The sequence below is a fragment of the Nonomuraea sp. NPDC026600 genome (assembly GCF_040638335.1).
Taxonomy (GTDB): domain Bacteria; phylum Actinomycetota; class Actinomycetes; order Streptosporangiales; family Streptosporangiaceae; genus Nonomuraea.
On record NZ_JBEZYD010000016.1, the window covers coordinates 88049 to 111619 of the forward strand.

The 23571-nt window shown below is 68.4% G+C and carries 21 protein-coding genes; 10 read left to right on the forward strand and 11 right to left on the reverse strand.

The features are described from left to right. Positions 1-34: 34 nt before the first annotated feature. The 5 genes from AB0F17_RS32220 to AB0F17_RS32240 all read right to left on the reverse strand — a co-directional run bounded on the left by AB0F17_RS32220 (position 35) and on the right by AB0F17_RS32240 (position 5980). The gene (locus tag AB0F17_RS32220) at positions 35-490 is read right to left on the reverse strand and encodes a hypothetical protein (RefSeq protein WP_358030618.1); all 456 of its coding nucleotides are present in this window, start codon (positions 488-490) and stop codon (positions 35-37) included. Positions 491-492: 2 nt separating this feature from the next. After that, positions 493-2217, reverse strand: a complete 1725-nt coding sequence (locus tag AB0F17_RS32225; protein WP_358030620.1) for a tetratricopeptide repeat protein — start codon at positions 2215-2217, stop codon at positions 493-495. Between the two features lie 197 nt (positions 2218-2414). Continuing rightward, positions 2415-3623 carry a DMT family transporter gene (locus AB0F17_RS32230; RefSeq protein WP_358030623.1) on the reverse strand — a complete coding sequence of 403 codons (1209 nt, stop codon included), beginning with the start codon at positions 3621-3623 and terminating at the stop codon, positions 2415-2417. A 306-nt stretch (positions 3624-3929) separates the two neighbouring features. Further along, positions 3930-4445 (reverse strand): GNAT family N-acetyltransferase, encoded by a 516-nt coding sequence (locus AB0F17_RS32235; RefSeq protein ID WP_358030627.1) that lies wholly within the window; start codon positions 4443-4445, stop codon positions 3930-3932. Further along, positions 4442-5980 carry an XRE family transcriptional regulator gene (locus tag AB0F17_RS32240; protein WP_358030629.1) on the reverse strand — a complete coding sequence of 513 codons (1539 nt, stop codon included), beginning with the start codon at positions 5978-5980 and terminating at the stop codon, positions 4442-4444. The genes AB0F17_RS32235 and AB0F17_RS32240 overlap by 4 nt, the downstream gene beginning before the upstream one ends. 398 nt (positions 5981-6378) lie before the next feature. Here AB0F17_RS32240 and AB0F17_RS32245 point away from each other — a divergent pair, with 398 nt between their 5' ends. From AB0F17_RS32245 to AB0F17_RS32260, 4 genes are all read left to right on the forward strand, one after another. Then, a complete protein-coding gene (locus AB0F17_RS32245; protein ID WP_250905750.1) occupies positions 6379-6567 on the forward strand; it encodes a hypothetical protein in 189 nt (62 codons plus the stop codon). A gap of 462 nt (positions 6568-7029) precedes the next feature. Then, entirely contained in the window at positions 7030-7986 is a 957-nt protein-coding gene (locus AB0F17_RS32250; RefSeq protein WP_358030632.1) for a mechanosensitive ion channel family protein, read from the forward strand. Positions 7987-7995: 9 nt separating this feature from the next. Beyond that, positions 7996-8376 (forward strand): globin, encoded by a 381-nt coding sequence (locus tag AB0F17_RS32255; RefSeq protein ID WP_358030634.1) that lies wholly within the window; start codon positions 7996-7998, stop codon positions 8374-8376. A gap of 16 nt (positions 8377-8392) precedes the next feature. Continuing rightward, positions 8393-9901, forward strand: a complete 1509-nt coding sequence (locus AB0F17_RS32260) for a glycoside hydrolase family 13 protein (protein ID WP_358030637.1) — start codon at positions 8393-8395, stop codon at positions 9899-9901. Between the two features lie 9 nt (positions 9902-9910). Here the strand turns inward: AB0F17_RS32260 and AB0F17_RS32265 are convergent, their stop codons facing one another. Beyond that, entirely contained in the window at positions 9911-11098 is a 1188-nt protein-coding gene (locus AB0F17_RS32265) for an MFS transporter (protein ID WP_358030639.1), read from the reverse strand. After that, positions 11095-11475 carry a thioesterase family protein gene (locus AB0F17_RS32270; RefSeq protein ID WP_358030642.1) on the reverse strand — a complete coding sequence of 127 codons (381 nt, stop codon included), beginning with the start codon at positions 11473-11475 and terminating at the stop codon, positions 11095-11097. Before AB0F17_RS32270 ends, AB0F17_RS32265 begins: the two co-directional genes overlap by 4 nt. A 171-nt stretch (positions 11476-11646) precedes the next feature. On the opposite strand from AB0F17_RS32270, the gene AB0F17_RS32275 reads away from it, so the two are divergent. Both AB0F17_RS32275 and AB0F17_RS32280 read left to right on the forward strand, forming a co-directional pair. Beyond that, the gene (locus tag AB0F17_RS32275; RefSeq protein ID WP_358030644.1) at positions 11647-12543 is read left to right on the forward strand and encodes an SDR family oxidoreductase; all 897 of its coding nucleotides are present in this window, start codon (positions 11647-11649) and stop codon (positions 12541-12543) included. Between the two features lie 39 nt (positions 12544-12582). Beyond that, positions 12583-12825 (forward strand): hypothetical protein, encoded by a 243-nt coding sequence (locus AB0F17_RS32280; protein ID WP_358030647.1) that lies wholly within the window; start codon positions 12583-12585, stop codon positions 12823-12825. 49 nt (positions 12826-12874) lie between these two features. On the opposite strand, the gene AB0F17_RS32285 is transcribed toward AB0F17_RS32280, so the two are convergent. Next, positions 12875-13486: a TetR/AcrR family transcriptional regulator gene (locus tag AB0F17_RS32285; protein WP_358030649.1), complete on the reverse strand. Its 612-nt coding sequence runs from the start codon at positions 13484-13486 to the stop codon at positions 12875-12877. Positions 13487-13587: 101 nt separating this feature from the next. On the opposite strand from AB0F17_RS32285, the gene AB0F17_RS32290 reads away from it, so the two are divergent. Beyond that, positions 13588-14742 (forward strand): acyl-CoA dehydrogenase family protein, encoded by a 1155-nt coding sequence (locus AB0F17_RS32290; protein ID WP_358030651.1) that lies wholly within the window; start codon positions 13588-13590, stop codon positions 14740-14742. A gap of 140 nt (positions 14743-14882) precedes the next feature. Here AB0F17_RS32290 and AB0F17_RS32295 read toward each other — a convergent pair whose 3' ends face one another. Next, positions 14883-15392 (reverse strand): VOC family protein, encoded by a 510-nt coding sequence (locus AB0F17_RS32295; RefSeq protein WP_358030654.1) that lies wholly within the window; start codon positions 15390-15392, stop codon positions 14883-14885. A gap of 154 nt (positions 15393-15546) precedes the next feature. Here AB0F17_RS32295 and AB0F17_RS32300 point away from each other — a divergent pair, with 154 nt between their 5' ends. Together AB0F17_RS32300 and AB0F17_RS32305 are read left to right on the forward strand one after the other, a co-directional pair. Continuing rightward, positions 15547-16863 (forward strand): MFS transporter, encoded by a 1317-nt coding sequence (locus tag AB0F17_RS32300; protein ID WP_358030657.1) that lies wholly within the window; start codon positions 15547-15549, stop codon positions 16861-16863. A 274-nt stretch (positions 16864-17137) separates the two neighbouring features. Continuing rightward, positions 17138-17908 carry a PIG-L family deacetylase gene (locus tag AB0F17_RS32305; RefSeq protein WP_358030661.1) on the forward strand — a complete coding sequence of 257 codons (771 nt, stop codon included), beginning with the start codon at positions 17138-17140 and terminating at the stop codon, positions 17906-17908. A gap of 278 nt (positions 17909-18186) precedes the next feature. Here AB0F17_RS32305 and ettA read toward each other — a convergent pair whose 3' ends face one another. After that, positions 18187-19851: an energy-dependent translational throttle protein EttA gene (gene ettA, locus AB0F17_RS32310; protein WP_358030663.1), complete on the reverse strand. Its 1665-nt coding sequence runs from the start codon at positions 19849-19851 to the stop codon at positions 18187-18189. Positions 19852-20444: 593 nt separating this feature from the next. Between ettA and AB0F17_RS32315 the strand changes: the two genes are divergently transcribed. Beyond that, on the forward strand, positions 20445-21641 hold the full coding sequence (locus AB0F17_RS32315; protein WP_358030666.1) for a right-handed parallel beta-helix repeat-containing protein: 1197 nt from the start codon (positions 20445-20447) through the stop codon (positions 21639-21641). Positions 21642-22007: 366 nt separating this feature from the next. Here the strand turns inward: AB0F17_RS32315 and AB0F17_RS32320 are convergent, their stop codons facing one another. Then, the gene (locus AB0F17_RS32320; protein ID WP_358030669.1) at positions 22008-23153 is read right to left on the reverse strand and encodes a GGDEF domain-containing protein; all 1146 of its coding nucleotides are present in this window, start codon (positions 23151-23153) and stop codon (positions 22008-22010) included. Positions 23154-23571 lie beyond the last annotated feature (418 nt).

Here is a 23571-nt window from a genome sequence, read left to right on the forward strand (position 1 = left end):
AGCCACCGCATCAGGTGCGCCACCGTTGACCGGGCTATGGGCCGCGCCACCACCAGGCCAGCGCGATCGCGCCGAACACGAGAGCCGGCACGCCGACCGAGACGACCAGCCGCCTGCCCCTGGCGACCTCCCCGTCCGTCACGAAGGCCGCCATGGCGCCCGCCACCGCGAACGCCGCCGCCGCCGTCACCACGTGGGCGAACCTGAACGACCAGGACGGGAGCACCTCACCCGCCAGCCTGACGAGCACCAGCATGGCCGCCGTCACCCAGGCCACCCGGAAGGCCGGGCGTACCTCCACCCGATTGAGCGCCACCACCGACAAGGCGAACGTGCCCACGGTGATCACCAGGAGGGTGCCGAGGGCAGGGGGCAGGCAGTTCCAGCTCTCGCAGGCGATGGCCGTCCATCCGATGCGGGCGGTGGCCCACCAGAGAACGCCCAAGGCGGCGTAGACGGCGGCGGCCCTGGCCACCCGTTGCTTCGGCATGCCTACATACTGGTCGACCGGAGAAGGGTCGCCTGCTCGTCGTCGACCGCCGCTTCGGCCGGGTGGCCGAGGGCCCGATGGACGACGGCGCGGTTCTCGAAGAGGGCGGGCTGGCCGGGTTCCAGCGTGATGGCCCGCGTCAGGTCGGACAGCGCGCCTGCCCAGTCTCCCGATTCGTAGCGCAGGACGCCCCGGTTGCCCCAGGCCGACGCCAGTTCGGGAGCCGCGCCGACGGCCAGGTCCAGCGCCCGGCGCGCGTCGCTCAGCCGACCGGCCGCGGTCTCCAACTGGCCCAGCACGACCAGCAGGTACGGATTGCCGGGCGACTGGACGAGCCCGATCGTCACGTCGGCCCTGGCCTCCTCGTCCCGCCCGAGCATGGCCAGCAGGCCCGCCCGGTTGATGTAGGCGTCGAGGTAGACCGGGTCCAGCTCGATCACCCGGCCGAGGTCCAGGAGGGCGCCGGTGAAGTCTTCGCGCACGATGCGCAACTCGGCCCGGTTGTAGTACGCCTCGGGCAGCGGCGGTCCGGCCAGCATCGCCCGCTCGTAGTCGGCCAGCGCCTCCTCGTGCCACCCCAGCCGGTAGAGCAGGTTGCCGCGGTCGAGGTAGTGGTCGGGGAACGTCGGGTCGATCGCGATGGCCGCGCCGTACTCCTCCAGCGCCTCCTTGTCGCGCCCGAGCGACGCCAGCAGCTGGGCGCGATTGGCCAGCAGCACCATCCGGTGCACCGGGTGCCGCTCCCCCAGCTCGCGGGCCAGGTCGAGGGCCGACTCCACCAGGGTGAGCGCCTCGTCGGCGGAGCCTCGCCGCAGCTCGATCAGCGCGAGCCCGTTGCGGTCGAAGCCGAGCTTGAAGGCGCGTTCCACGGGGTCGGGCAGCAGGCTGGAGATGGCTATTGCCTGGTTCATCCAGCCCGTGGCCCGGCCCAGGTCGCGCTGGGCGGCGTCGGGGTGGCGGGCGTCGAGCATGGCGGTGCCGTACGCGCTGGCCGAGTGGACGGCGGGATCCTGGCTCGACCGGCGGGCGGCCTCCCACAGTATGCGGGCCTCGAGTGTCTGGCCGAGCGCGCCGAGCGCGGTCGCGGTGCGCTGGGCGAAGAACCACCACTGCGCACCGCCGGGCTCAGTGAGTGAGAGCCCGCGCTGCCCCAGCTCGGCCAGCGCGTGCAGGAAGCCCTCCCTCGTGCAGCGGTCGACGAGTTCCAGCAGCTCATCGGCATCGCGCGAATCATCGGGAGGCTCCGGCCCATCGGCGTAAACCATGATCATCAGGATGTCCGGCGGGATCCGGCGCATCATCACGTCGAGCAGTTCGACGTCAGTGGGGTCGGCCTCGGCGGCGTTGCACACCGCCAGCGCGCTGCCGGGCGGCACCACCGCGCGGACGAACTCCGCGATCCCGTTGGCCAGCCGCAGGGACCGGCGCGGCGCGGGCACCAGAATGCGCTCGTCATCGGCCAGGTCCGCGTCCAAGGACATCCTTCGGGCGGGCACCCGGTCGCGTAGACCGGGTGCCGCCGCTCGGATCTCGATGTCATGGGCCGCCACGAGATCCTGGAAACTGTCCATGGCGGCCGGGACCAGGTGGTGCAGCAGCGCGGAGCCGACGGTGTAGGGACCGAGCGGTCGTCTGTGCCCGTTGATCACCGGCATCAGCAGCTCTACGGCCTCCCATCGGGCGGGCGGTGCCCCCTGAGCCCTGAGATGGGACCTACCCTCAGTCACCCCTTATGGATGACGCTGGAGGTCCCAGCGAGCCTCGCGGTGCCAGGCTTGCGGACGGCGATGCGCTTCATGATGCACCTTCCACTGTGGGTTAATATTCACCACTATCGGACACTTCAGCGAATATCAAGATTTATGGCGAATAAGTGGTCGGTGCATCAATAAGAACCTCTTGTTTTTTGACTGCAATTAGTGGCCTATTGGGACCGAAACCAGCGGGAGATTGACACCGTCCTCTTCTGTCCAGATTTTTCGACCAGCGCGCACAGACAACGGCCGGTGAGGTCGATCGACTGGCAGCCTTCGTGGGAGAGATTCTTCGCTTTGACGATGTTGATGGCCTGTTCGATCAACCGATCAAGGCTGGGCTCCCTTGTCCCCTTGTGCGAATGCGCGTTCCACGGGCACGCCTCAGGGCGTGCACAAGCGCTCTTCGTCGGGTACGACACCGCGGACCGCTCTAACTTCAGCGGGTCGTCCCGCTTGGCCTTCAGGTCGGCCAGCACCTTCCTGGCCTTCCTGGTCGCCATGACCAGAGACCGGTCGGGCCCGCCTCGCGGCGAGCCTCTGCCGGGCACCGCCAGGAGCATCGCCACGGCCATCAGCCCGCCGCCTACGATCATGCTCAGGCCCACCTGCTCGTGGAACCAGATCACCGCGATCGCCGTCACCCAGAGTGGCTGCGACGACATCAGCACGGCACTGGGGACGGCCGGCACGTGCGCCTGGCCGTACGAGCGGGCCAGGAAGCCCAGAGCGCACGAGACGACGGACAGGTGGGCGAGTATCCCCCAGTCGGGCAGGGTGGCCGGCACGGCGAACCCGTCGCGCGCGGCCAGCACGCCGGTCATGGCGCCGATGGTGGCGAGCTGGATGACGGTGAGCGCGTACGCGTCGAAGACCTTCTCGGCCCGCGAGAGCCGCGCGAGCAGCAGGGTGTGGCCGGAGTAGAGTGCGGCGGCGCCGAGCGTCACCACGAGCGCGAGCACGGAGATCTCCCGGTCCTCCGTGCCACGCATCAGCGTGAACACGGTCATGCCGGCCAGAGCCAGCCCCACCCCCGCCCAGACCCGGCGGGGCACCCTGGCCCGGAACATCACCAAGGCCAGGATCGGCGTGATGACCACGTTGCATCCGACGGCGAACCCCGACACCGCCGAGGGCAGGCTGTCGAGCGCGATGGCCTGGGCAGACTGCCCAACCCCGAACATGATGCCCAGGACGACCCCGTTGATCCAGGTGTCCCGCGACAGGCGCCGGAGGCTGCGCGGCCGGATCAGAAAGAGCGTCAACGCCGCGAGGGCGTATCGCTCGGCGAGCAGATCCTCGACGGGTAACCGCAGGATGAGATCTTTCATCAGCGGGAACGCCGACCCCCATGCGGCACTGACGAACAACAGAAGCACGGCTCCCATGAGGGGTCGGGGAGCGGGCACGACTGCCATGCAAAAAAGCATCTCACTACTATCAGCAGCCGTCGGTGTACAGGCAGCAGCCGGTGATGTTCCTCTACCACCGAGAGGAACGAGCCTCACCCGCAGTTGCGTACATCCGTATCCGCAGGAGTGTTCAGTGCACTATTTCCGCCACATCCGCTCGCCCGCACCCACGACGTGACTACGGAGCGTGCCCGCCCGCACAGGAGCACGGGCGGGCGCGTCCGCGTAAGGGCACGTCCGTAAAGGAGAGAGCAAGGGTGGGCGAGTGCGGCGCTACGACTCCAGCGCGTCCGCCGACTCGACGGCCAGCCGGCCACTGCCCGGCCGGAGGCGTTTCTCGCCATAGACGACGATCAGGTCTCCGACCTGCCGCCGGGAGATCTCCCGCCAACCGTGCCGCTCGTACAGCGCCAGAGCGGCTCCCTGGTTGAGCGTGGTGTCGCCGCGTACAAGGTGGAATCCCAGCTCCACCGCTCGTTCCTCCAAAGCCAGCAGCATGGTGGCGCCGAAACCGCGCCTCTGGAAGCCGGGATGGACCCGCAGCCGGCACACCTCGGCCGTCTCCGAGTCGATGGGTCTCAGGCCGCCTATGGCCACGACCCGCGAGCCGAGCTCGCCGACGAGGAAGTCGCCACCGCACGCCAGGTAGAGCTCCTGGATGCGGGGGAAGTCGTCGTCGTAGTAAACACCGTCGCCCGGCGCCAGTCCCACCTCGGCGAGGCAGATCTGATGCAGGGCGAGGATGGTGTCAAGGTCAGACCAGCGATAGCGCCGGATCTTCAGCTTCATGCACCGCCATTCCCTTCCCCGATGGCCAGTTCAGAAGGACGCAGCTCTTCCTGGAACGCGGCCAGGTCGGGATGATTAGCGTCCCGCGCCTTGATCGACTGTTCGAGCGCGACAGCCGGGCGCATGATGAAATCGGTGCGGTATTCGGGGCTGAGCAGCTTCATCGCCTCGATGCCCATGGCGATGGCCTCCCCGACCTCCCCCTCGATCACGCGGCATTGCGCGCGGTCGAGCCTGATCAACGTCTGGTCGATGATGTGATCCTGGTATTTGTCGAGGGCCTGGTCGAGTACGACCTCGGCCTCCAGGGTCTGGCCGAGCTTCGTGAGCACGTCGCCCTGGTAGAAGTACAGCTGGCGTTCGGTGTAGCCGAAGGCCATGTCCTCGCGTTCGTGTGACTTCATGTGCGAGAAAGCGTTCCTGGCCCGCGCCAGCGCGCGTTTGGCCTGGTCGACGACCTCTTTCTTGCTGTCGGTGCCCGAGATCATAGCCAGCGCGCGGGCCTCGACGACCGGGGCCATGGCCTGCGCGGCACACGGTGTCTGGCCGGCCAGGTCGCGGCTCTTCTTGGCCAGGTTGAGCGCCTCGCGGGCGTCGCCGTAGTAGAGCGGGACGAGCGCCTCGCGGGCCGTCACCCAGGCGCGCAGCGCGCGGTCGCCGGTCTCGTCGGCGGCCGTGCGGCCGGTGCGGAAGAACGAGCGGGCCAGCCGGTGGTCGCCGAGGTTGATCATGATCATGCCGCTCAGCCCGGCGAGCTGCGCGGCCATGCGGCACAGGCGTTCCTGCAAATCGATGGGCTGGCGGAAGGACATGGCGCTGCGGACGGCGCTGAGTTCGAGCAGCACGTCGCACAGCAGCCGCAGCGGCGCGGTGGTGGTGTATTGCCGGCCGAAGGCGAGCGTGGCCTCCTCCCACTGGTCGAGCATGGCGGGAGAGACGGTGGCCGACACGAGGATGTTGTCCATCCGCCGTCTGATGCCCTCGGCGGCGCCCAGCACCTCGCCGTCGAACTTGGCGGTCTGGGTGCTGTTGGACAGCAGCTTCAGCAGCGTGCGGCGCAGGATGTTCTCGTCCTCCTCGTCGGAGGGGGCGGGCGCCGTGTCCGGTCGCTGGTGGACCAGCAGCTCGCGCGGGGAGCCGCTCCCGGTGTGGGTCCGCTCCTTGACCTCGGCGCCGAGCACTCCCGGCATCCGGTGGCCATGGCCGCAGATGCACGGACCGTCATAACCGAGGGCGCCCGGCTCGACCCGGTAGACCGAGCAGAGGTAGTGGAGATATTCGGGACCCGGCCGTTTCAGCCCGCTCTCGTAGGCGGACAGCAGGGTCTCGCCGATGCCGGGCGGGGCCTTGGCGTCCCGATCGAACAGAGCCCTGACCTGCTCGATGACGTCAGCCAGCGCGATGCCGTGCGCGAGACGATGTCCTTTGATCTTGGTGGTGCCGAACTGGGGCCCACAGTTTTCGTGGATCTCCTCAGCGATCTGAGCGGAGGTGCGCCCGACGGCGAGCCCTTTGGCCCGGATCCGGCGCGCCATCTCCGTCTCTCTGTGCTGCCTGCCGGACATCCCGGCCCCTCTCACGCATGTCCCGTCGGTCCGCAACTGCTAACCGAGCGTAGCCTTCAGGTCGCGCTGCGCCTACCAATGACTATGGCCCATTGCTGACAGGTTGGAAACGCCTTCTTGGAGGTTGTGGTTAAGGATCGTCCTCCGGCGGACTGTTTCTTACAACCTACGAGGTAGAAGCGACTCCCCGTGAGCAGAAACATGTCGTTGCGCGCTCCGCCGAGTTGAGTCATCTTTGGCCCACCAGCAACGATTCAAGGGAGGGACGAAAGGTGGGGGACGACAACTTCGGGCACCTGGAGCGTTTAGTGTCAGAACTCGACGCTCGCGGGTTGCTCGCACGAGTGGTTCGAACCCAAAGCGGGCGGGTGTTCGTCCGGGTAATCAACCCGAACGCGACAAGCCTTACCGAGAACGTCACCTGCCGGCCTACTGCGGTCGCCGAGCTTCCGGACTGGTGGTACTGCTGGTCCTGGGGCGAGCGCATGCACACGGCCGACGACCCGGCTGGTGCGGCGACCAAGGTCGCACGCGTACTCGCCGCCGTGGGCGAGTGATCCAGCGGTGATCCGGGTGGAGCGCAGCCACCACGGCTCATCGCACCCATGGCGGCTCCTCGGAGCCGGCGGGGTGGTCGGTGCGGAGGGTCTCCTGCCACGCAGGGGCTCTGGCCATCCCGCCGGTTCCGCTTATCGCGGGACTCGTGCTTGTACGGCCAGCCAGCCGTACACAGGAGATGCCCTCCAGGTCCGCCTGGAGGGTGTTCGGGGGACCCCTCCCGGAAACGGCGCGGGACATGCTTCCGGGTGTGTGTCCCAGCCGAGCCGTACGTCACCGGAGCGTCAGGCCTCGCCCTCCGCGGCCCAGGGGGCCTGATGACCCCGTCTTCCCCGGCGTGATGTGACTGCGGCCGGTTCGGTCGGCGGTATCTTTTGGAGCGATCCGCTCGAAAAGACCGTCGACCGAACTGCTTCCGGAAGGGGATCCAACCAGTGCTCCTGCTGGCAACGCCTGTGCTTATGTCGGGTCCGTTCGACCCCACGCAGCTCGCCAATCAGGTGGGCAAGGCCTGCGAGAGTGACACGTTCCTCTGCGGGTTCCTGCAAAGCTGGCTACCTGTGGGCGCCTTCGCACCGATCATCGCCACGATCATCACGGTCGTCCTGATCCTGCTGATCGCCCTCATCGTGCGGAACATCGCCAAGCGCCTGATCACCCGGGTGGTCACCAGCGCTTCGGCCGGCAGCTCGATCACCGGCCGGTTCCGCCGGTCCGGCGCCGCGACCGAGGGCATCGACGCGCTCCTCAACGAGCGCCGCAAGCAACGCGCCGAGACGATGGGGTCGGTGCTCAAGCACATCTCCTCGGTCGTCATCATGGGCACCGCCGTGCTGACCGTGCTCGACCGGCTGACGATCCCCATCGCTCCCCTGCTCACCAGCGTCGGCATCCTCGGCGTGGCGATCGGCTTCGGCGCGCAGGAGCTGGTCAAGGACTTCATCGCGGGCATGTTCATGCTGCTGGAGGACCAGTACGGCGTGGGCGACGTGATCGACACGGGCGCCGCCGTCGGTACCGTCGAGGCGGTCACCCTGCGGGTCACCCGGCTGCGTGACGCCGACGGCCGCGTCTGGTATATCCGCAACGGCACCATCACCAGGATCGGCAACGAGTCGCAGGGCTGGTCGCGGGCCTACCTCGACGTCCCCGTCGCCTGGAACAGCGACATCACGACCGTACGGGCCATTCTGGAGCACGTGGCCGAGGAGATCTGGGCCGACCGCGACTTCCGCGAGACGCTCATCGTGGAGGAGCCGGACGTGTTCGGCGTGGAGCAGCTCTCCGACAGCTCGCTGGTGTTCCGGATCTCCGCCAAGACGCTGCCGTCCAGGCAGGCGCAGGTCGCGCGGGAGCTCAGGCTCCGGGTCAAGTCCGCGCTCGACTCCGCGGGCATTCCCATGGTCGCCACCGCATAGGCTTGTACGGTGACTGAAACCTCCTTCTACGACGCCGTCGGGGGCGAGGAGACCTTCCGGCGACTCGTACACCACTTCTATGAGGGGATCAAGCAGGATCCGCTGCTGCTCCCGCTCTACCCGGAGGAAGACCTCACCGGGGCCGAAGACCGGTTGCGGGGGTTCCTCGTCCAGTACTGGGGCGGCCCCAACACCTACAGCCAGGAGCGCGGGCATCCGCGGCTGCGGATGCGCCACAACCCGTTCGTCATCGGCGAGGCCGAGCGTGACGCCTGGCTACGGCACATGCACGACGCCGTCGAGTCGCTGGAGTTGCCGCAGGAACTGGAGACCAAGCTCTGGGACTACCTGGTCTACGCGGCCCACAGCATGGTGAACTCCCCGACGTAGCGGGCATGACCGCCCCATGGACATCCCCTGGTGGCGTGACGCCGTCGTCTACGAGATCTATGTCCGCAGCTTCGCCGACGCCTCGGGAGACGGCGTCGGCGATCTCGCGGGAGTACGCGAGCGCCTGCCGTACCTGGCGGAGCTCGGAGTCGACGCGATCTGGCTGACCCCCTTCTATCCCTCCCCGATGGCCGACGGCGGCTACGACGTGGCCGACTACCGCGGCGTCGATCCGCTGTTCGGGACGCTGGGCGACTTCGAGTCGCTGGTCACGGACGCGCACGAGCTCGGGCTGAAGGTCATCGTCGACGTGGTCCCGAACCACAGCTCGTCCGAGCACCCGTGGTTCCAGGCAGCGCTGCGCGGCGAGCACCGCGACCGCTACATCTTCCGCGACCGGCCGAACAACTGGCAGTCCACCTTCAGCGGCCCGGCCTGGACGAAGCTGCCGGACGGCCAGTACTACCTGCACCTGTTCGCCCCCGGCCAGCCCGACTTCAACTGGCGCAACCCCGAGATCCACCGGGAGTTCCTCGACGTCCTGCGGTTCTGGCTCGACCGGGGTGTCGACGGGTTCCGCATCGACGTGGCGATGGGCCTGTACAAGGCGAAGGGGCTGCCCGACGTCAAGGACCAGTCGTTCAAGGCGGTCTCCCCGGTATGGGGCCAGCCCGAGGTGCACGAGGTCTACCGGGACTGGCGCGAGCTGCTCGACGGCTACCCCGGCCGGCGGATGGCCGTGGGCGAGGTGTGGACGGACAGCTCCGAGGACCTGGCGCTCTACGTGCGCCCCGACGAACTGCACCAGAGCTTCAACTTCGCCTGGCTGCAGGCGCCCTGGTCGGCGACCGCGTTCAAGAAGGTCATCGACGACACGCTGGCCGCGGTGCCGTTCGCCACGTGGGTGCTGTCCAACCACGATGTCGTACGGCACCGCACCCGCTACGAGACCGCCGACCCGGGCACGGGACTGATGAGGGCCAAGGCGGCGCTGCTCATGATGCTGGCGCTCCCCGGGTCGGCATATCTCTACCAGGGGGAGGAACTTGGCCTCCCTGAGGTGAAGGATCTTCCCCCGGAGGCGCGGCAGGACCCGGTCTTCATCCAGTCGAAGGGCAAGCTGATCGGCCGTGACGGCTGCCGGGTGCCGCTGCCGTGGTCGGCCGACGGCGGGTCGCTCGGGTTCTCCCCCGATGGGGTGGCGCCGTGGCTGCCGCAGCCGGCCGGCTTCTCGGCGCTCAGCGTGGCGGCCCAGACCGCCGACTCCGCCTCGACACTGGCCTTCTACCACCGGGCCCTGGCCTGCCGTCGTGAGCTGGTGCGCTCGATCCCGTACACGCTGGAATGGCTGGACTCCCCCGAAGGTGCGCTCTTCTTCACCCGCGGGTCGCTGATCTGCGCCGTCAACTGCGGCACCGAGCCGGTGCGGCTGCCGCCGCACGACGGCGTCCTGCTGCCCAGCGGGCCGCTCGATGGCGACCTGCTGCCACCTGACACCGCCGTCTGGCTACGCGCCTCGTCCTGACCCGCCTTCTCATGAGGGCGGGGGCACGTCCTGTTCCTTGGTGGCGTGCCGCTCGCCGCGGGCGGGGATGACGGGCAGCGAGATCAGCGCGCACACCAGCCCCGCCGCGAACCCGGCCCAGTAGCCGGTGGCCGTGATCAGCACCCCGGCCAGCGGCGTGACGGCCAGGGACACGACGTTCTGGATGGTGTTGTGGGTGCCGAGCACACGCCCCGCCGACGCGGAACCGGCGAGCTCGCCCGCCGAGAGGTAGGCGAGGCCGTTGCCCGCCACGGTGATCACCGCGGCCAGCGCCAGCATGGCCGGGCCGAGCCAGGATTCGGTGACCGTGCCCAGCACCAGCAGGGCCAGCACGGCCAGCGAGCCGAGCGTCAGCAGCCGCAGCGGCGCCATGCGCAGGCCGGTCCTGTCGGACCAGCGTCCGGCCGCGATGCGCACCGCCGCGCCGCCGATCGCCGCCACGCCGAAAAGCTGCCCCGCCTGTACGCCGTCCCAGCCGTAGTCGCCGACCAGACAGGCCACCCCGTACGTGCTGACGACGACCTGAGGCACCACGTGCAGCGCGCTGGTCGCGTGCACCCGCCAGAGCGCGGGCTGCCGGTACGGCGAGGCGGCGGGTGCCGTCCGCGTGCCCGAGATCGCGCGTGGCGGCTCGGCCAGGAAGAGGGCGGCCAGCACGGCGGCGAGCAGGCTGACTCCGGCGCAGATGACGAACACGCCCGAGATGCCGTGGGCCCGCGCGATCGGCGGCAGGACGAACGCGGCGACGGCCATGCCGAGGGTGTAGGAGACCTGGCGCAGGCCCATCGCGACGCCGCGCTCCGGCGGCTCGAACCAGCGCAGCACGATCCGGCCGCCGCCGACCATGGCCGCGGACCCCATGGCCCCGGCCAGGGCGAGCAGCGGGATCACCGCCCAGATCTCGGTCACGAAGGCCGCGGCGGCGAGCAGCGCGGCGGCCAGCCCGACGCCGATGCCGAGCACCAGCCGCTCGCCCCGCCGGTCGGCCAGCATGCCCCAGGCGACCAGGGATAACAGGATGCCGAGGCCGGGGGCGTTGCCGATGATCGCGGCGACGGGCAGCGAGACTTCGAAATATCGCTGGATATCCGGCATGACGAGCGGCAACCCGAACAGTCCCAGCGTGACGCTGGCGTGCGCGTTGACCCCCAGCCCGAGCATCACCCAGCGCTTCATACGGCCATGAATCGCCGCAGATAGCTGAGTTCGTCGGAGGTGAGCCGGCGCGGCGCGGCGCGTTCCACGTCGTAGGCGACGATCACCGAGGTGGCCCGGACGAACAGCTCGTCGTCGTCGCGGATCTCGTGCTCCAGCGTGAACCGGACCGCTCTGAGGTTCGTCACCCACGTCTCCACCCGGACCGGCTCGGCGCGGAAGCTGAGCGGGCGCAGGTAGTCGATCTCGTGACGGGAGACGACGAGCCCGTTGAAGGGGGCGTCACCGGCCTTGTACGGATCGATGTGGAGCATCCCCAGGCGGGCGTCCTCCAGATAATCGAAGAAGCGGACGTTGTTCACGTGCCCGAGAGAATCGATGTCCGCGAATCGCACCATTCGGGGGAAGATATGCCGCTGGGCTAGGGAATGTTCAACCACGGTGGCCACCGTACCCGTCCCGGTCAGGTGGCCCTGCTCCGGGCCGTACAGGCTGGTGCCCTGTTGTTTCTAGATTTCGATACTAGAATTCAGTTCGCATCGTCAGGCAGTCGAGGAGCGAGGTGCCACATGAGCGGGATCGTCGAGGGTCGCGTGGTGATCGTCACGGGCGCGGCCAGGGGCATCGGGCGCGGCCACGCGCTCGAGTTCGCCCGGCAGGGCGCGAAGGTGGTGGTCAACGACCTGGGCGCGGAGGTCGACGGCACGGGCTCGTCCGACGCGGCGGCCGCGGTGGTCGAGGAGATCGAGGCGCTGGGCGGGGAGGCGATCGTCAACGGCGAGGACGTCTCCGACTTCGACGGGGCGGCCCGGCTGATCCAGGCGGCCGTCGACCGCTTCGGCGACCTGCACGCGCTGGTCAACAACGCGGGCATCCTGCGCGACCGGATGCTGGTCAACATGACGGCCGACGAGTGGGACGCGGTCATCAGGGTGCACCTGCGCGGCACGTTCGCGCCGCTGCGCCACGCGGCGGCCTACTGGCGGGCCAAGTCCAAGGCCGGCGAGCGGGTGGACGCGCGGATCATCAACACCACCTCCTCCTCCGGCATCTACGGCAACCCGGGCCAGGGCAACTACGGCGCCGCGAAGGCGGGGATCGCGGGCCTGACGGTCATCGCGGCCAAGGAGCTGGAGCGCTACGGCGTGACCGTGAACGCGGTCGCCCCGGCCGCGCTCACCCGGATGACCGAGAACCTCGCCCCGGGCGGCACCGGCGCCGATCCCGACGACATCGCCCCGCTGGTGGTCTGGCTGTCCAGCGCGGAGGCCCGGGGCATCACCGGACGGGTGTTCAACGTGCGGGCGGGGGTGATCAGCGTGGCCGAGGGCTGGCACGCCGGTCCCGGCGTCGACAAGGGCGGCCGGTGGGACCCGGCCGAGCTGGGCGCGGTCATCCCGGCCCTGGTCGACAAGGCCGCGCCCAACGCGCTGACCAACGGCCGGATCCCCGGACGGGAGGACTGACATGGCGCAGGCGCCGTCCGGGCGGCGGCTCGCCCCCTGGTGACCAGCGAGGCCCGTGCCGTGGACCGGGAGAGCGGCGAGCCGGTGATCACCAGCCGCAGTGCGGTCTTCATCAGGGGCGAAGGCGGCTTCGGCGGCGACCGGGGGCCGCGCGACGAGTGGGCGCCGCCCGACCGCGCGCCCGACCACAAGGTGACCTACCCGACCCGTCCGGAGCAGGCGCTGATCTACCGGCTGTCGGGCGACTGTTCCGGACCGCCAAGGACGACGGGACCGTGGTGATCGACAGAGGGCGGGCGGTGATCAGCCCGCGGTCGTAGACGAGTGGCGATCAGCCCTCGGCCAGCACCCTGAGGGGGTCGAGGCGGCGGATCAGCGTCATCGCCGCCTCGATCACGTCGTGGGCGTCGGTCTCGGTGTCGCTGGTGGCCACCTCGCGGGCCGCCTCGCCGATGATGCTGGTCAGCGCGGCGACGGTGAACCGGTCGAGGGGGTCGGCGCCGGCGCCGAGCAGCACGGCGTTCTGGCGTACCCACTCTCTGCCCCGGGTGCGGCGGACCAGCTCGAACCCCGGCGGCCCGTCGCCGTCGATGAACAGCCTGACCAGGTCGCGCCGCTCCCACGCACCCGCCAGGTAGGCCCGCGCCCCGGCGATGAGCAGCTCGACGGGGTCGTCGACGCCCGCCTGCTTGGCCCGCGACACGCTGGCGGCCGCGGCCTCCTCGTGCGCCGCCTGGTGGTCCTCGTAGAGCGCGAGGAACAGCTCGGTCTTGCCACCGAAGTGGTGGTAGAGGCTGCCGACGCTGGAGCCGGCGCGGGCCACGACCTCGGAGACGTTGGCCTCGGCGAAACCGTGCTCGCCGAAGACCTCGCGGGCCGCCATCAGCATGCTTTGGCGGGTCTGGGCGGTACGGCTCCACTCCCACGACGACTTCCTTGCCATGCGTCCCATCGTACCGGGATCAATTCTAGAATTTCATTCTTGACAGGAGCGCGTTCCGGCTGGCTTCCTAGAGGAACGTTCTAGAAATTGGGGAGGCGGTCATGGACTTCTCGCTCAGCGCCGAGGAACGTCAGATCCGCGACACCGTCCGCTCCTTCGTCGAGAAGGAGATCATGCCGCTGGAGCCAGAGGTCCTGCGCAACGAGCGCGAGGGCCGCCCGGCGCTCGCCCCGGCGGTCCTCCGCGACCTGCGGGACAGGGCGAGGAAGATGGGCTTCTGGGGCATCAACACCCCCGAGGAGTACGGCGGAGCCGCGCTGGGCCCGGTGATGTCCGTGATCATCGTCATGGAGCTGGGCAGGACCTTCGTCCCGTTCATGTTCGGCGGCAGCGCCGACAACATCCTCTACGCGGGCACCGCCGAGCAGCGGGCGCGTTACCTGCTCCCGACGATCGAGGGCGAGCGCCGCTCCTGCTTCGCGATCACCGAGCCGGGCGCGGGCTCCGACGCGCGTAACATCCGCACCCGCGCGGTCCGTGACGGCGCCGAGTGGATCATCAACGGTGAGAAGACGTTCATCACCGGCGGCAGCGAGGCCGACTTCGTCATGGTGTTCGCCGTGGCCGAGCCGTACGGCGTGACCTGCTTCCTCGTCGACCGCGACATGGGCTGGACGTCCGAGCCGATCAAGACCATGGGCGAATGGGGTCCGGCGTCGCTGGTGTTCCAGGACGTCCGGGTCCCGGAGGCGAACATCCTCGGCGAGCTGGGCAAGGGCTTCGAGCTGGCCATGCAGTGGATCGGCCAGGGTCGCTACATGATCCCGGCGCGGGCCATCGGCTCGGCCGAGCGGATGCTGGGGATGGCCATCGACTACGCCAAGATCCGCAAGTCGATGGGGCAGACGATCTCCGAGTACCAGGCGATCCAGTGGATGATCGCCGACTCGCAGGTGGAGATCGAGGCGGCCAAGTGGCTGACGCTGTACGCGGCCTGGCGGGTGCAGGAGGGCCTGGACGCCCGGCACGCCGCGTCGATCGCCAAGCTCAACGGCGCGGTCATGGCCAACCAGGTCGTGGACCGGGTGCTGCAGATCCACGGCGGCATGGGCTACACCAAGGAGTTGCCGATCGAACGCTGGTATCGCGAGCTGCGCCTGCTGCGCATCTTCGAGGGCACCGACGAGATCCAGCGCCGCACGATCGCCCGCAATCTGATCAAGGGCCACGCCCGGCTGGGCACCATCGGGGAGTGATGTGTCGGTCGGGGCGCTGTGCAACCCGGGGTCGGTCGCTGGCCGGCGTGCCTTGGGAGCCGGCCTTGGTCCACGCGCCCGAGGAGCCGGCCTCGACGGGCGCGTCCCGAAGAGCCGGGTCTTCCAGGTTCCGGCGAAGCTCAAGGGCTGGGGACTCCGTTGCCGTTGCGGCCGTGACCGGCGAGCACGTCGTCCAGCGACGGCCGGGGCTCCGCGCCGCGGGGACCCACCTGGGCGAGCTGGATCAGTACGCCGTGCACCTCCTTGGGGTGCAGGAACACCTCGCGCCAGCGCTGGTCGCGGACGTTCAGACCATGGAGCCGATAGCCGCGCTCGGTCAGCCTGGCCACGGCGGCGTCCAGGTCGTTGACGTGGAAGTTCAGGTGGTGGACGCCGCCCCTGCCGCGGGTCAGCTCGAAGAAGCTGTCGAAGAAATCCGACCCGGCCAGCGGCTCCATCAACTCGACCTTGCCGCCGCCCTCGTACGTGAGCTGCAGGGTGCGGTAGCCACTACGCCGGTTGTCGCCACCGCCGCCGAGATGCCGGCCCCCGAGCAGGTCGCGATAGATCGGCAGCAGGTCCCGGATACGGGCCGCCGCCACGGCCGTGTGGTCGAAGGTCACCTCTAGCCCGTCCAGTTCCAGATCCATACCTGACTCCCTTCCTAGAATTCGATTCTAGATCTTAGCGGAGCGCACCGCACTCTTGACGTGGGGCGTTGTGAGGCGCAGCATTTCGTAAACGGATTCTAGAGCTACCTTCTAGAATTCGCGGCGGGGGCCTGCACGACGAGAAAGGCGAGTCATGAGGCTGACCTACGTTCGCGAACTCGACGAGTACCCCACCGGCGCCCGGCGCATGAAGATCCTCGCGATGGCCGTGCTCGCCATCCTCATCGGTTCGTACGAGGGGCAGATCGCCCCCGTGGTCCCGCTGCTGCTCAAGGACCTGCACATGACGCTGGCCACCTACGGCGCCGTGTCGGGCGCCGCGGCCGTCTCCGGGGCGATCGCCTCCATCCTGGGCGGCCGGCTCACCGACCGGGTCGGCCGGGTGCGGCTGCTGGTGCCCCTGATGATGCTGACCGCCGTGTGCTGTTTCGTCATGACACTCGTGCACAGCCCGCGCGACCTGCTGCTCGCCCGCATCCTGCTGGCGTTCGTGGACGGCGCCGCCATGGCCGGCACCGCGCCCCTGGTCCGCGACTTCTCGCCGCGGCTGGGCCGGGCGCAGGCGTTCGGCTTCTGGACCTGGGGGCCGGTCGGCGCCAACTTCCTCGCCGCGGCCATCGCGGGCTGGACATTGCCGATCTTCAACGAGTCATGGCGCTCGCAGTTCGTCATCATGGGCTGCTTCTCGCTGGTGATCTCGCTCGTCATCGCCGTCAACATCGCCGACCTCTCCCCCGAACTGCGAGCCAGGATCCAGCACACCGAACAGGCCGCCACCCAGGTCGTCGATCTGAGCGAGCCGGCCCGCCTCCGCTCGCTGTTCGCCAGGCGCAACATCTGGGCGCACGTGGTGGGCATCTCGCTCTGGCTGGTGCTCTACCTCACGCTGTCGCTGTTCGGGCCGACGATGCTCGTCCAGTCACTCGGCATCAGCACCGCCCAGGCGTCCACCATCATGGCGGCGTTCTGGAGCCTGAACCTGATCACGCTGATCATCACCGGACGCCTCTCGGACCGTACGCAACTGCGCAAGCCGTTCTCGCTGGGCGGCACGATCGCCGCGGTGCTCGTCACCGCCTACCTCGCCGTAGTGCTCGGGCAGGAAGACGTCTCCACGGGCACGCTCATGCTGGTGGGCGCCCTGCTCGGCGGCTCGCTCGGCGTGGCGTACGCGCCCTGGATGGCCAACTACTCCGAGGACGCGGAGGACGCCGACCCGCGCCTGCAGGGTACGGCCTGGGGGCTGTTCGGGTTCCTCACCAAAGGCATCGCGGTGATCGGCCTGCTCGTCATCCCGTACGTGGTCAAGGCCACGAACTGGCAGACCTGGCTGTTCATCGCGCTCGGCTGCCTGATCCTGTTCATCCCGGCGATCGTCATGTTCAACGGGCCATGGCGGCGCACCGCCCGCACCCCTGTCACCGTCGCCCTCGGGGAGGCCGAAGGATGACTTCCGCAGTCGCGGGGTCCGGCCTGCGGGGATTCCGCATCGACATGCTCACCTACGTGCGCAGCGAGCTCAAGCGACTGCCCGAGCCCTGAAAGCGCCGCCTACGCCGGCGGTGGGACGTGCCTTCACCTCAAACGTCGTCGGACGCCGTTGGCTAATTTGCGCGCAGACCACTGCGACCTCCCTCTTAGCGATCTTGTTTGAGGGCCGTTGGTGTTTCGCGGATGCCCGGCACTACGATGGGCGGCCAATTGCTCAGATCATTTAGGAGGGCATGTCGGTGGATTTCGGGGTGCTGGGCGTGCATGCGCATCCGGACGATGAGGCGATCTGGACGGGTGGGACCCTGGCCAAGTACGCCGACGAGGGGGCCAGAACCGCCGTCGTCACGTGCACCTGGGCAGAGGGAACCCAACGGGCCGATGAACTGGCGCGTTCTCTGGACATCCTCGGCGCGGGCAAGCCACGGGTGCTCGGTTACGCTGACGCGCGCAAGCCCGAGTCCGCGCCGGACAGCCCCCGCTTCGTGGACGTGCCCTTCGACGAGGCGGTGAGACGGGTGGTCGAACAGATCAGGGAGTTCAGGCCCGACGTCGTGCTCACCTTCGATGGGTACGGGTCTTCCGGACATCCCGACCACATACATGTGCATCGGGTGACCCTGGCCGCGGTCGAAGCGGCCGGCTATGACCAGCTCTACCCCGAGGCGGGCGATCCCTGGCGACCGCGCGCCCTCTATCTGGCGACCATTCCGCGATCTGTCGTGATCTCACACTGGCAGGCGGTGTTCGGAACGCCTCCTGAGCCGGGCCAGACACTGCCGGGCGTCTCCGATGAGCAGGTCACCACCCACCTCGACGTCGCGCGGTGGGCTGAGCGCAAGTGGGCGGCCATGCACGCGCACGAGTCCGAGGTTGGACGCGGCGCGTCCATGACCTTGCTCACTTCACTGCCGGAGCAGGCCCGCGCCCAGATGCTGGCGAACGAGTGGTATCGGCGCGTCTCCTACACCGGCGCCCAGGAGACCACCCTCGCAGGGTCTTGATCTTGAGGCGGGGCACCGCCGAGCCCCGCTGTGCGCTCCTGAGGGAAGCCGCGCGAGCCACCGCCACGGTGGCTGCCGGAATCCGGTCTGACCCTGTCGAACGCAGCGACCCCCACGACTCCATCCGCGAGCAAGAACAACGATAGCGGCCCCATTGATCATGGGGCCGCTACTCTTTGCTCTACTTCGCCCACGGTGTCGTACGGAGGGCGGCTGGCCGTACACGGGCCTGAAACGCCCAGCCGCCTCCACCGACACCCGGGCGGGTGGGGCGGAAATCAGTCGCGGTGGAGCTTGCGGTACGTGATCCGGTGGGGGCGGGCGGCATCCGCGCCCAGGCGCTCGATCTTGTTCTTCTCGTAGTCGGCGTAGTTGCCCTCGAACCAGAACCAGTTCGACCCTTCCTCCCACGCCAGGATGTGCGTGGCGATGCGGTCGAGGAACCACCGGTCGTGGGAGGTGATGACCGCGCAGCCCGGGAAGTCGAGCAGCGCGTTCTCCAGCGAGGAGAGCGTCTCGGTGTCGAGGTCGTTGGTGGGCTCGTCGAGTAGGAGGACGTTGCCACCCTGCTTGAGGGTGAGCGCCAGGTTGAGGCGGTTACGCTCGCCGCCCGACAGGACGCCGGCCTTCTTCTGCTGGTCGGGCCCTCTGAAGCCGAACGCCGCGATGTAGGCGCGGGACGGCATCTCGACGTTGCCGACCTTGATGTGGTCGAGCCCGTCGGAGACGACCTCCCAGACGTTCTTGTTCGAGTCGATGCCGCCGCGGCTCTGGTCGGCGTAGGAGATCTTGACGGTGTCGCCGACGGTGACCGAACCGCTGTCGGGCGTCTCACTGCCAGTGATCATGCGGAACAGCGTGGTCTTGCCGACGCCGTTGGGGCCGATGATGCCGACGATGCCGTTGCGCGGCAGGTCGAACGACAGCTTCTCCATGAGCAGCCGGTCGTCGAAGCCCTTGGTGAGGTCGTCGGACCTGATCACCGTGGTGCCCAGACGGGGGCCCGGCGGGATCTGGATCTCGTCGAAGTCGAGCTTGCGGTGCTTGTCGGCCTCGGCCGCCATCTCCTCGTAGCGCTGCAGACGCGCCTTGCTCTTGGTCTGGCGGGCCTTCGGGTTGGAGCGAACCCACTCCAGCTCGTCTTCGAGGCGCTTCTTACGCTTGACGTCCTTCTGGCCCTCGACCTTGAGGCGCTGCGTCTTGGCCTCCAGGTACGTGGAGTAGTTGCCCTCATAGGCATAGGCGCGGCCGCGGTCGAGCTCGAGGATCCACCCGGCGACGTTGTCGAGGAAGTAACGGTCGTGGGTGACGGCCAGAACGGTGCCCGCGTACTTCTCCAGGTGCTGCTCCAGCCACTGCACACTCTCGGCGTCGAGGTGGTTGGTGGGCTCGTCGAGCAGCAGGAGGTCGGGCGCCTCCAGCAGCAGCTTGCACAGGGCAACGCGGCGGCGCTCACCACCGGACAGCGTGGTCACGTCGGCGTCGGGGGGCGGGCAGCGCAGGGCGTCCATGGCCTGTTCGAGCTGGCTGTCGACGTCCCACGCGTTGCGGTGCTCAAGCTGGTCCTGCAGCTTGCCCATCTCGGCGAGGAGCTCGTCGCTGTAGTCGGTGGCCATCTCCTCGGCGATCGCGTTGTAGCGCTCGAGCATCGCCAGCGTCTCGGCGACCCCCTCCTGCACGTTGCCGAGGACGGTCTTCTCCTCGTTGAGCGGGGGCTCCTGCTGGAGCATGCCCACGGTGAAGCCCGGCATGAGTTTGGCATCGCCATTGGAGGGCTGCTCCAGGCCGGCCATCATCCGGAGCAGCGTCGACTTTCCGGTGCCGTTCGGGCCGAGGACGCCGATCTTGGCTCCCGGCAGGAACGACAGCGTGACGTCGTCAAGGACAACCTTGTCGCCGTGCGCCTTGCGCACGCGCTGCAGCGTATAGATGTACTCCGGCATGGCATCTAGCTTAGGGGCTCTCGACCCGGGCTTCCGCCGCTATTCCGCCCGGCTGCGGTACAGCGGGCCAGACAGGCGCGTCATGCGGTGGGACGGTGGTGCGTATGGGCATGGTGGTGGGGGCCTCGTCACACGGGACGATCCCGCTGCGGACCCGTCGGGCGGCCCCTCTACCAGCAGACCCACCCCAACACCGGGCGGCCGGCCCTCTGGGCGAGGGCGAGGACATTGGGTGCTGTGCTGGACGGTCGACTCCGCAAAAGGCAGGGAAATCAGATACGGCCCCAGACAGCCGACTGTCCGCGAAACGCACAGAAACAGATATTGCGCCAGGCAGGCACCTCCCCGGGAAGCACGCAGCGATCAAGTGCAGCGTCAGACTGCCAGCCCTCGGGGACATGCGCGAAATCGCGTACGGCGTCAGCAACCGGGCGTCGCAGCAGGTCCGTCACCGCTGACCGAGGCCCTGCCACCGTACGGCGATCCGAACGAACAGCCTCGACGCGTGTGACGAATCTGACATTCTCCTCAATTGCCACACATTTCATACTGATCTTGCATGTAAACGATCTTTATGTCTCTGGAGACGAAAAGTGCATAAATCGGCATTAACCCTGGTCTCGGCCACCGTACTGGCCTTGGCCGCCACCGGGATCGCCGTCATAGCGCAACCGACCCCCGCCGCGGCCGCCCGCAAGGAGGTGCAATGCACCGGGACAGACGATGCCACCACCATCAACAACGCCATCAAGGCATCGAAGGCCGGCGACGAGATCGTGATCTCAGGACGCTCGGTGACCGCGGACGAGCCGGCCGTATGCGTCATCAACAAGACCCTCGTGCTGCGCGGAGATCGCACGTACCGCGGTGACTCACGAACCGGCCTGAGGATCAAGCAGGCGGACAGCGTGAACCTGCCCGCCATGCTTGCCTCGGACACGTGGGACGCGGATCAGGCGTACTCGGGCAACCCCATTCGCGTTGAGCGGCTCACCCTGGACGGCAACCGCGCCAAGAACACCACCGGGACCGTCGGCCTGATGCTGCGCTCCTGGGGCAGCAGAATCTCGGACATACAGATCGAGCAGACCTCCTCGGACGCCATCCGTCTGAGCAACCCGTCGAAGAACGGGACGACCATCGATTCCGCCAGCAACACGATGGTGAACGGGGTGATCAGTGACGTCTACATCACCGGCTCCGGCGGCGCGGGCGTCAAGGTCCTCGACCCGGCGGGCGGCGTGATCACCGACTGGACGTTCACCCGCTCATGGGTGCGCGACAGCGGCACCAGCGCCGTCGAATCGGACAACGCCGCCGGCTGGCTCCTCAGCGACCTGCACCTGTACGGCAACGCGAGCAGCGCCCTCGACCTCAACCGCTGCTTCGGCACGTCGATCCAGGGCAACTACATCGAGGATTTCGGCTACAAGGCCACCACGGAACAGGCGTGGTTGTACGGCATCCGCTGCGTCGTGCAGCCGGGGGCGACCACGACGATCTTCAACAACAAGATCCACAACTTCCGCGACGAGGGCAAGACGCCGCCGACGGGCCCCTATTACTACTACATCGCCGTGGACGGGGTGGAGTCGGGCGACGGGAGCGTGGTGGTCACCGGCAACGCCATCCTGGGCAACGGCACCGCCGATCAGACAGGGCTGCAGTACGAGAAGAAGAGCGGCGCGTCGCTGACCGTCGTCTCCACCGGAAACCTCGTCAAGAACGTGTCCAAGCCCCTGGTCAAGGTGCCGAATGACGCGACGGTCACGGTGAGCGCCGGCCTCTGACCGTTCCTGAGAACTGAGCGGGAGTGAGTCCTGTTGCCAGGACTCATGCTCAGCCGCGCGCCCCGGACGGTGGTGGGCGTGCTGGTCGCCCGCGTTCCGGCCGCATTCGGGCGGCGCAGATCGTGTCCATGGTCCGGGTACGCGGAGGCGGGGCTCCTCACGCCCCAGAGCGTCCGGTATCCGGGCGGCGCCGATCGCGTCCGGAAAGATCACGAAGGATCCAGGTACGGCCCCAAGCGACCGAACTTCGGGAAGGGCGAGGAAACCGGGTGTGCGTCAGGCGGCCAAGTCCTCAGAGAGCACAAGGAAACCAAGCACAGCCCCGAACCACCGAACTTCGGCAAGGACGAAGAAATCGGTGCGGCATCAGGCGGCTGGGTCTTCGGGGAGGGCGGGTGGGGGTGGTTGGACGGCGGGGATGCAGACGCGGTCGCGGCCGAGTTCTTTCGCTCGGTACAGGGCCAGGTCGGCGGCGGCCAGGAGTTCGATCAGGTCGTCGCCGTGGACGCTCATCAGGGCCACGCCCGCCGAGACCGTGACGCTGATCATCGCCTCGTCGGCCGGGATGGACATGCGGCCGATGCAGTAGCGGAGGCGTTCGGCCACTCGGCGGGCCTCGTGGACGTCGGCGCGGGGCAGGAGGACCACGAACTCCTCCCCGCCGAAGCGGCCCACCACGTCGTAGTCGCGCAGTTGGCTGCGAAGGGTGGCCGCGACGCCGACGAGGACCTGGTCGCCGGCGAGATGGCCATGCGTGTCGTTGACCCGTTTGAAGTGGTCGATGTCGATGATCAGGAGGGCGAGCGTCTCGCCGGTGCGGCGGGCGCGGACGATCTCGGTGTCGGCCTCCCGCTGCCAGGCGGCGGCGTTCAGCAGGCCGGTCTTGGAGTCGGTGCGGGCCGCCGCCTGAAGCTGGGCGTGCAGGAGGCTGCGCTGAAGGAGGACGACCGGCGGCAGGGCGAGGATCAGCAGGGCGAGGTTGAGCCCGCAGGCGATCGCGACCGTGACTCCCAGGCAGAGCTCCACGACGTCGAGGAGCACACTCTCCCTGTCCCAGAGCACCTCGCGCCAGGACATGTCCGGGTTGGCGGTGTGCGCGGCGATCGCGATGAGGATGGTGTTGAGCAGGGCGAAGATCATGGCGGCGCCGACCGCGAAGGCGATCGGGGGGCCGCTGCCCCGCGAGAGCACCGCCGAGTTGGGCACGAGCCAGTGGAACGTCACGGACGCCGTGCAGGCCGCCAGCCCGATGACCGCCGCGCTGCACACCCGGCGATAGAGAACCGTCGCACGGACCCGCCATTGCAGCAGGACCTGCAGCACGATCGGGGCGAACAGCGAGTAGACCGGCGGTAGTAGCAACGCCACCGGCAACCACCACGCCGACAGCAGGTCACGGGACACACCGGCGGGCATGCCCAGGCGCCTGGTGGCCTCGATGCAGACCGCGCCGCAGCTCATGAGGGCGCCGAACGTCAGCAGCTCCGGCCATCGGAGCTCGGTTGACATCATGAAAAAGACGGTCGCGGCGAGATTGAGAGTGACAATTCCACTCAGGTAGTACATAAGTGGGCGGCGCTGTCCGAGCAGCGGCCAGCGGTCGGCCAGCGTTGACACACCGTTACGAGGCCTGACCGAGGTGTGACTGGTCGCCGCCATCTCGTCCCCTCCCTGACTAACGATGTGTAACACATTAATTGCGGAGTGTGCGTTGCGCGATGGGAACCCACTACGTTTGACGTTGTGACCACATACGTGCTGTAGTCGGCGAATGACACCGCTCACTCCGCGAGCGGACCGTGCTGGAAAGGAGCAGCCATGGTGCAGGGCGTGACCTGGACCTGAATGACGCTCTAGTCATCTGAAACCGGCAACGCCATCGGCCGAGTTTCGGTGCCAGGTCCTTCGGGGCTCCATGGCATCACCGCGT

Coding starts and splice junctions, on each gene's coding strand:
- AB0F17_RS32290 (WP_358030651.1), top strand. CDS start 13,588: ATGGACTTCTCGCTCAGCGCCGAGGAACGTCAGATCCGCGACACCGTC.
- AB0F17_RS32270 (WP_358030642.1), bottom strand. CDS start 11,475: ATGGTGCGATTCGCGGACATCGATTCTCTCGGGCACGTGAACAACGTC.
- AB0F17_RS32240 (WP_358030629.1), bottom strand. CDS start 5,980: ATGGCGCGCCGGATCCGGGCCAAAGGGCTCGCCGTCGGGCGCACCTCC.
- AB0F17_RS32285 (WP_358030649.1), bottom strand. CDS start 13,486: ATGGCAAGGAAGTCGTCGTGGGAGTGGAGCCGTACCGCCCAGACCCGC.
- AB0F17_RS32295 (WP_358030654.1), bottom strand. CDS start 15,392: ATGGATCTGGAACTGGACGGGCTAGAGGTGACCTTCGACCACACGGCC.
- AB0F17_RS32265 (WP_358030639.1), bottom strand. CDS start 11,098: ATGAAGCGCTGGGTGATGCTCGGGCTGGGGGTCAACGCGCACGCCAGC.
- AB0F17_RS32275 (WP_358030644.1), top strand. CDS start 11,647: ATGAGCGGGATCGTCGAGGGTCGCGTGGTGATCGTCACGGGCGCGGCC.
- AB0F17_RS32250 (WP_358030632.1), top strand. CDS start 7,030: ATGTCGGGTCCGTTCGACCCCACGCAGCTCGCCAATCAGGTGGGCAAG.
- AB0F17_RS32260 (WP_358030637.1), top strand. CDS start 8,393: ATGGACATCCCCTGGTGGCGTGACGCCGTCGTCTACGAGATCTATGTC.
- AB0F17_RS32320 (WP_358030669.1), bottom strand. CDS start 23,153: ATGATGTCAACCGAGCTCCGATGGCCGGAGCTGCTGACGTTCGGCGCC.
- AB0F17_RS32305 (WP_358030661.1), top strand. CDS start 17,138: ATGTCGGTGGATTTCGGGGTGCTGGGCGTGCATGCGCATCCGGACGAT.
- ettA (WP_358030663.1), bottom strand. CDS start 19,851: ATGCCGGAGTACATCTATACGCTGCAGCGCGTGCGCAAGGCGCACGGC.
- AB0F17_RS32235 (WP_358030627.1), bottom strand. CDS start 4,445: ATGAAGCTGAAGATCCGGCGCTATCGCTGGTCTGACCTTGACACCATC.
- AB0F17_RS32300 (WP_358030657.1), top strand. CDS start 15,547: ATGAGGCTGACCTACGTTCGCGAACTCGACGAGTACCCCACCGGCGCC.
- AB0F17_RS32220 (WP_358030618.1), bottom strand. CDS start 490: ATGCCGAAGCAACGGGTGGCCAGGGCCGCCGCCGTCTACGCCGCCTTG.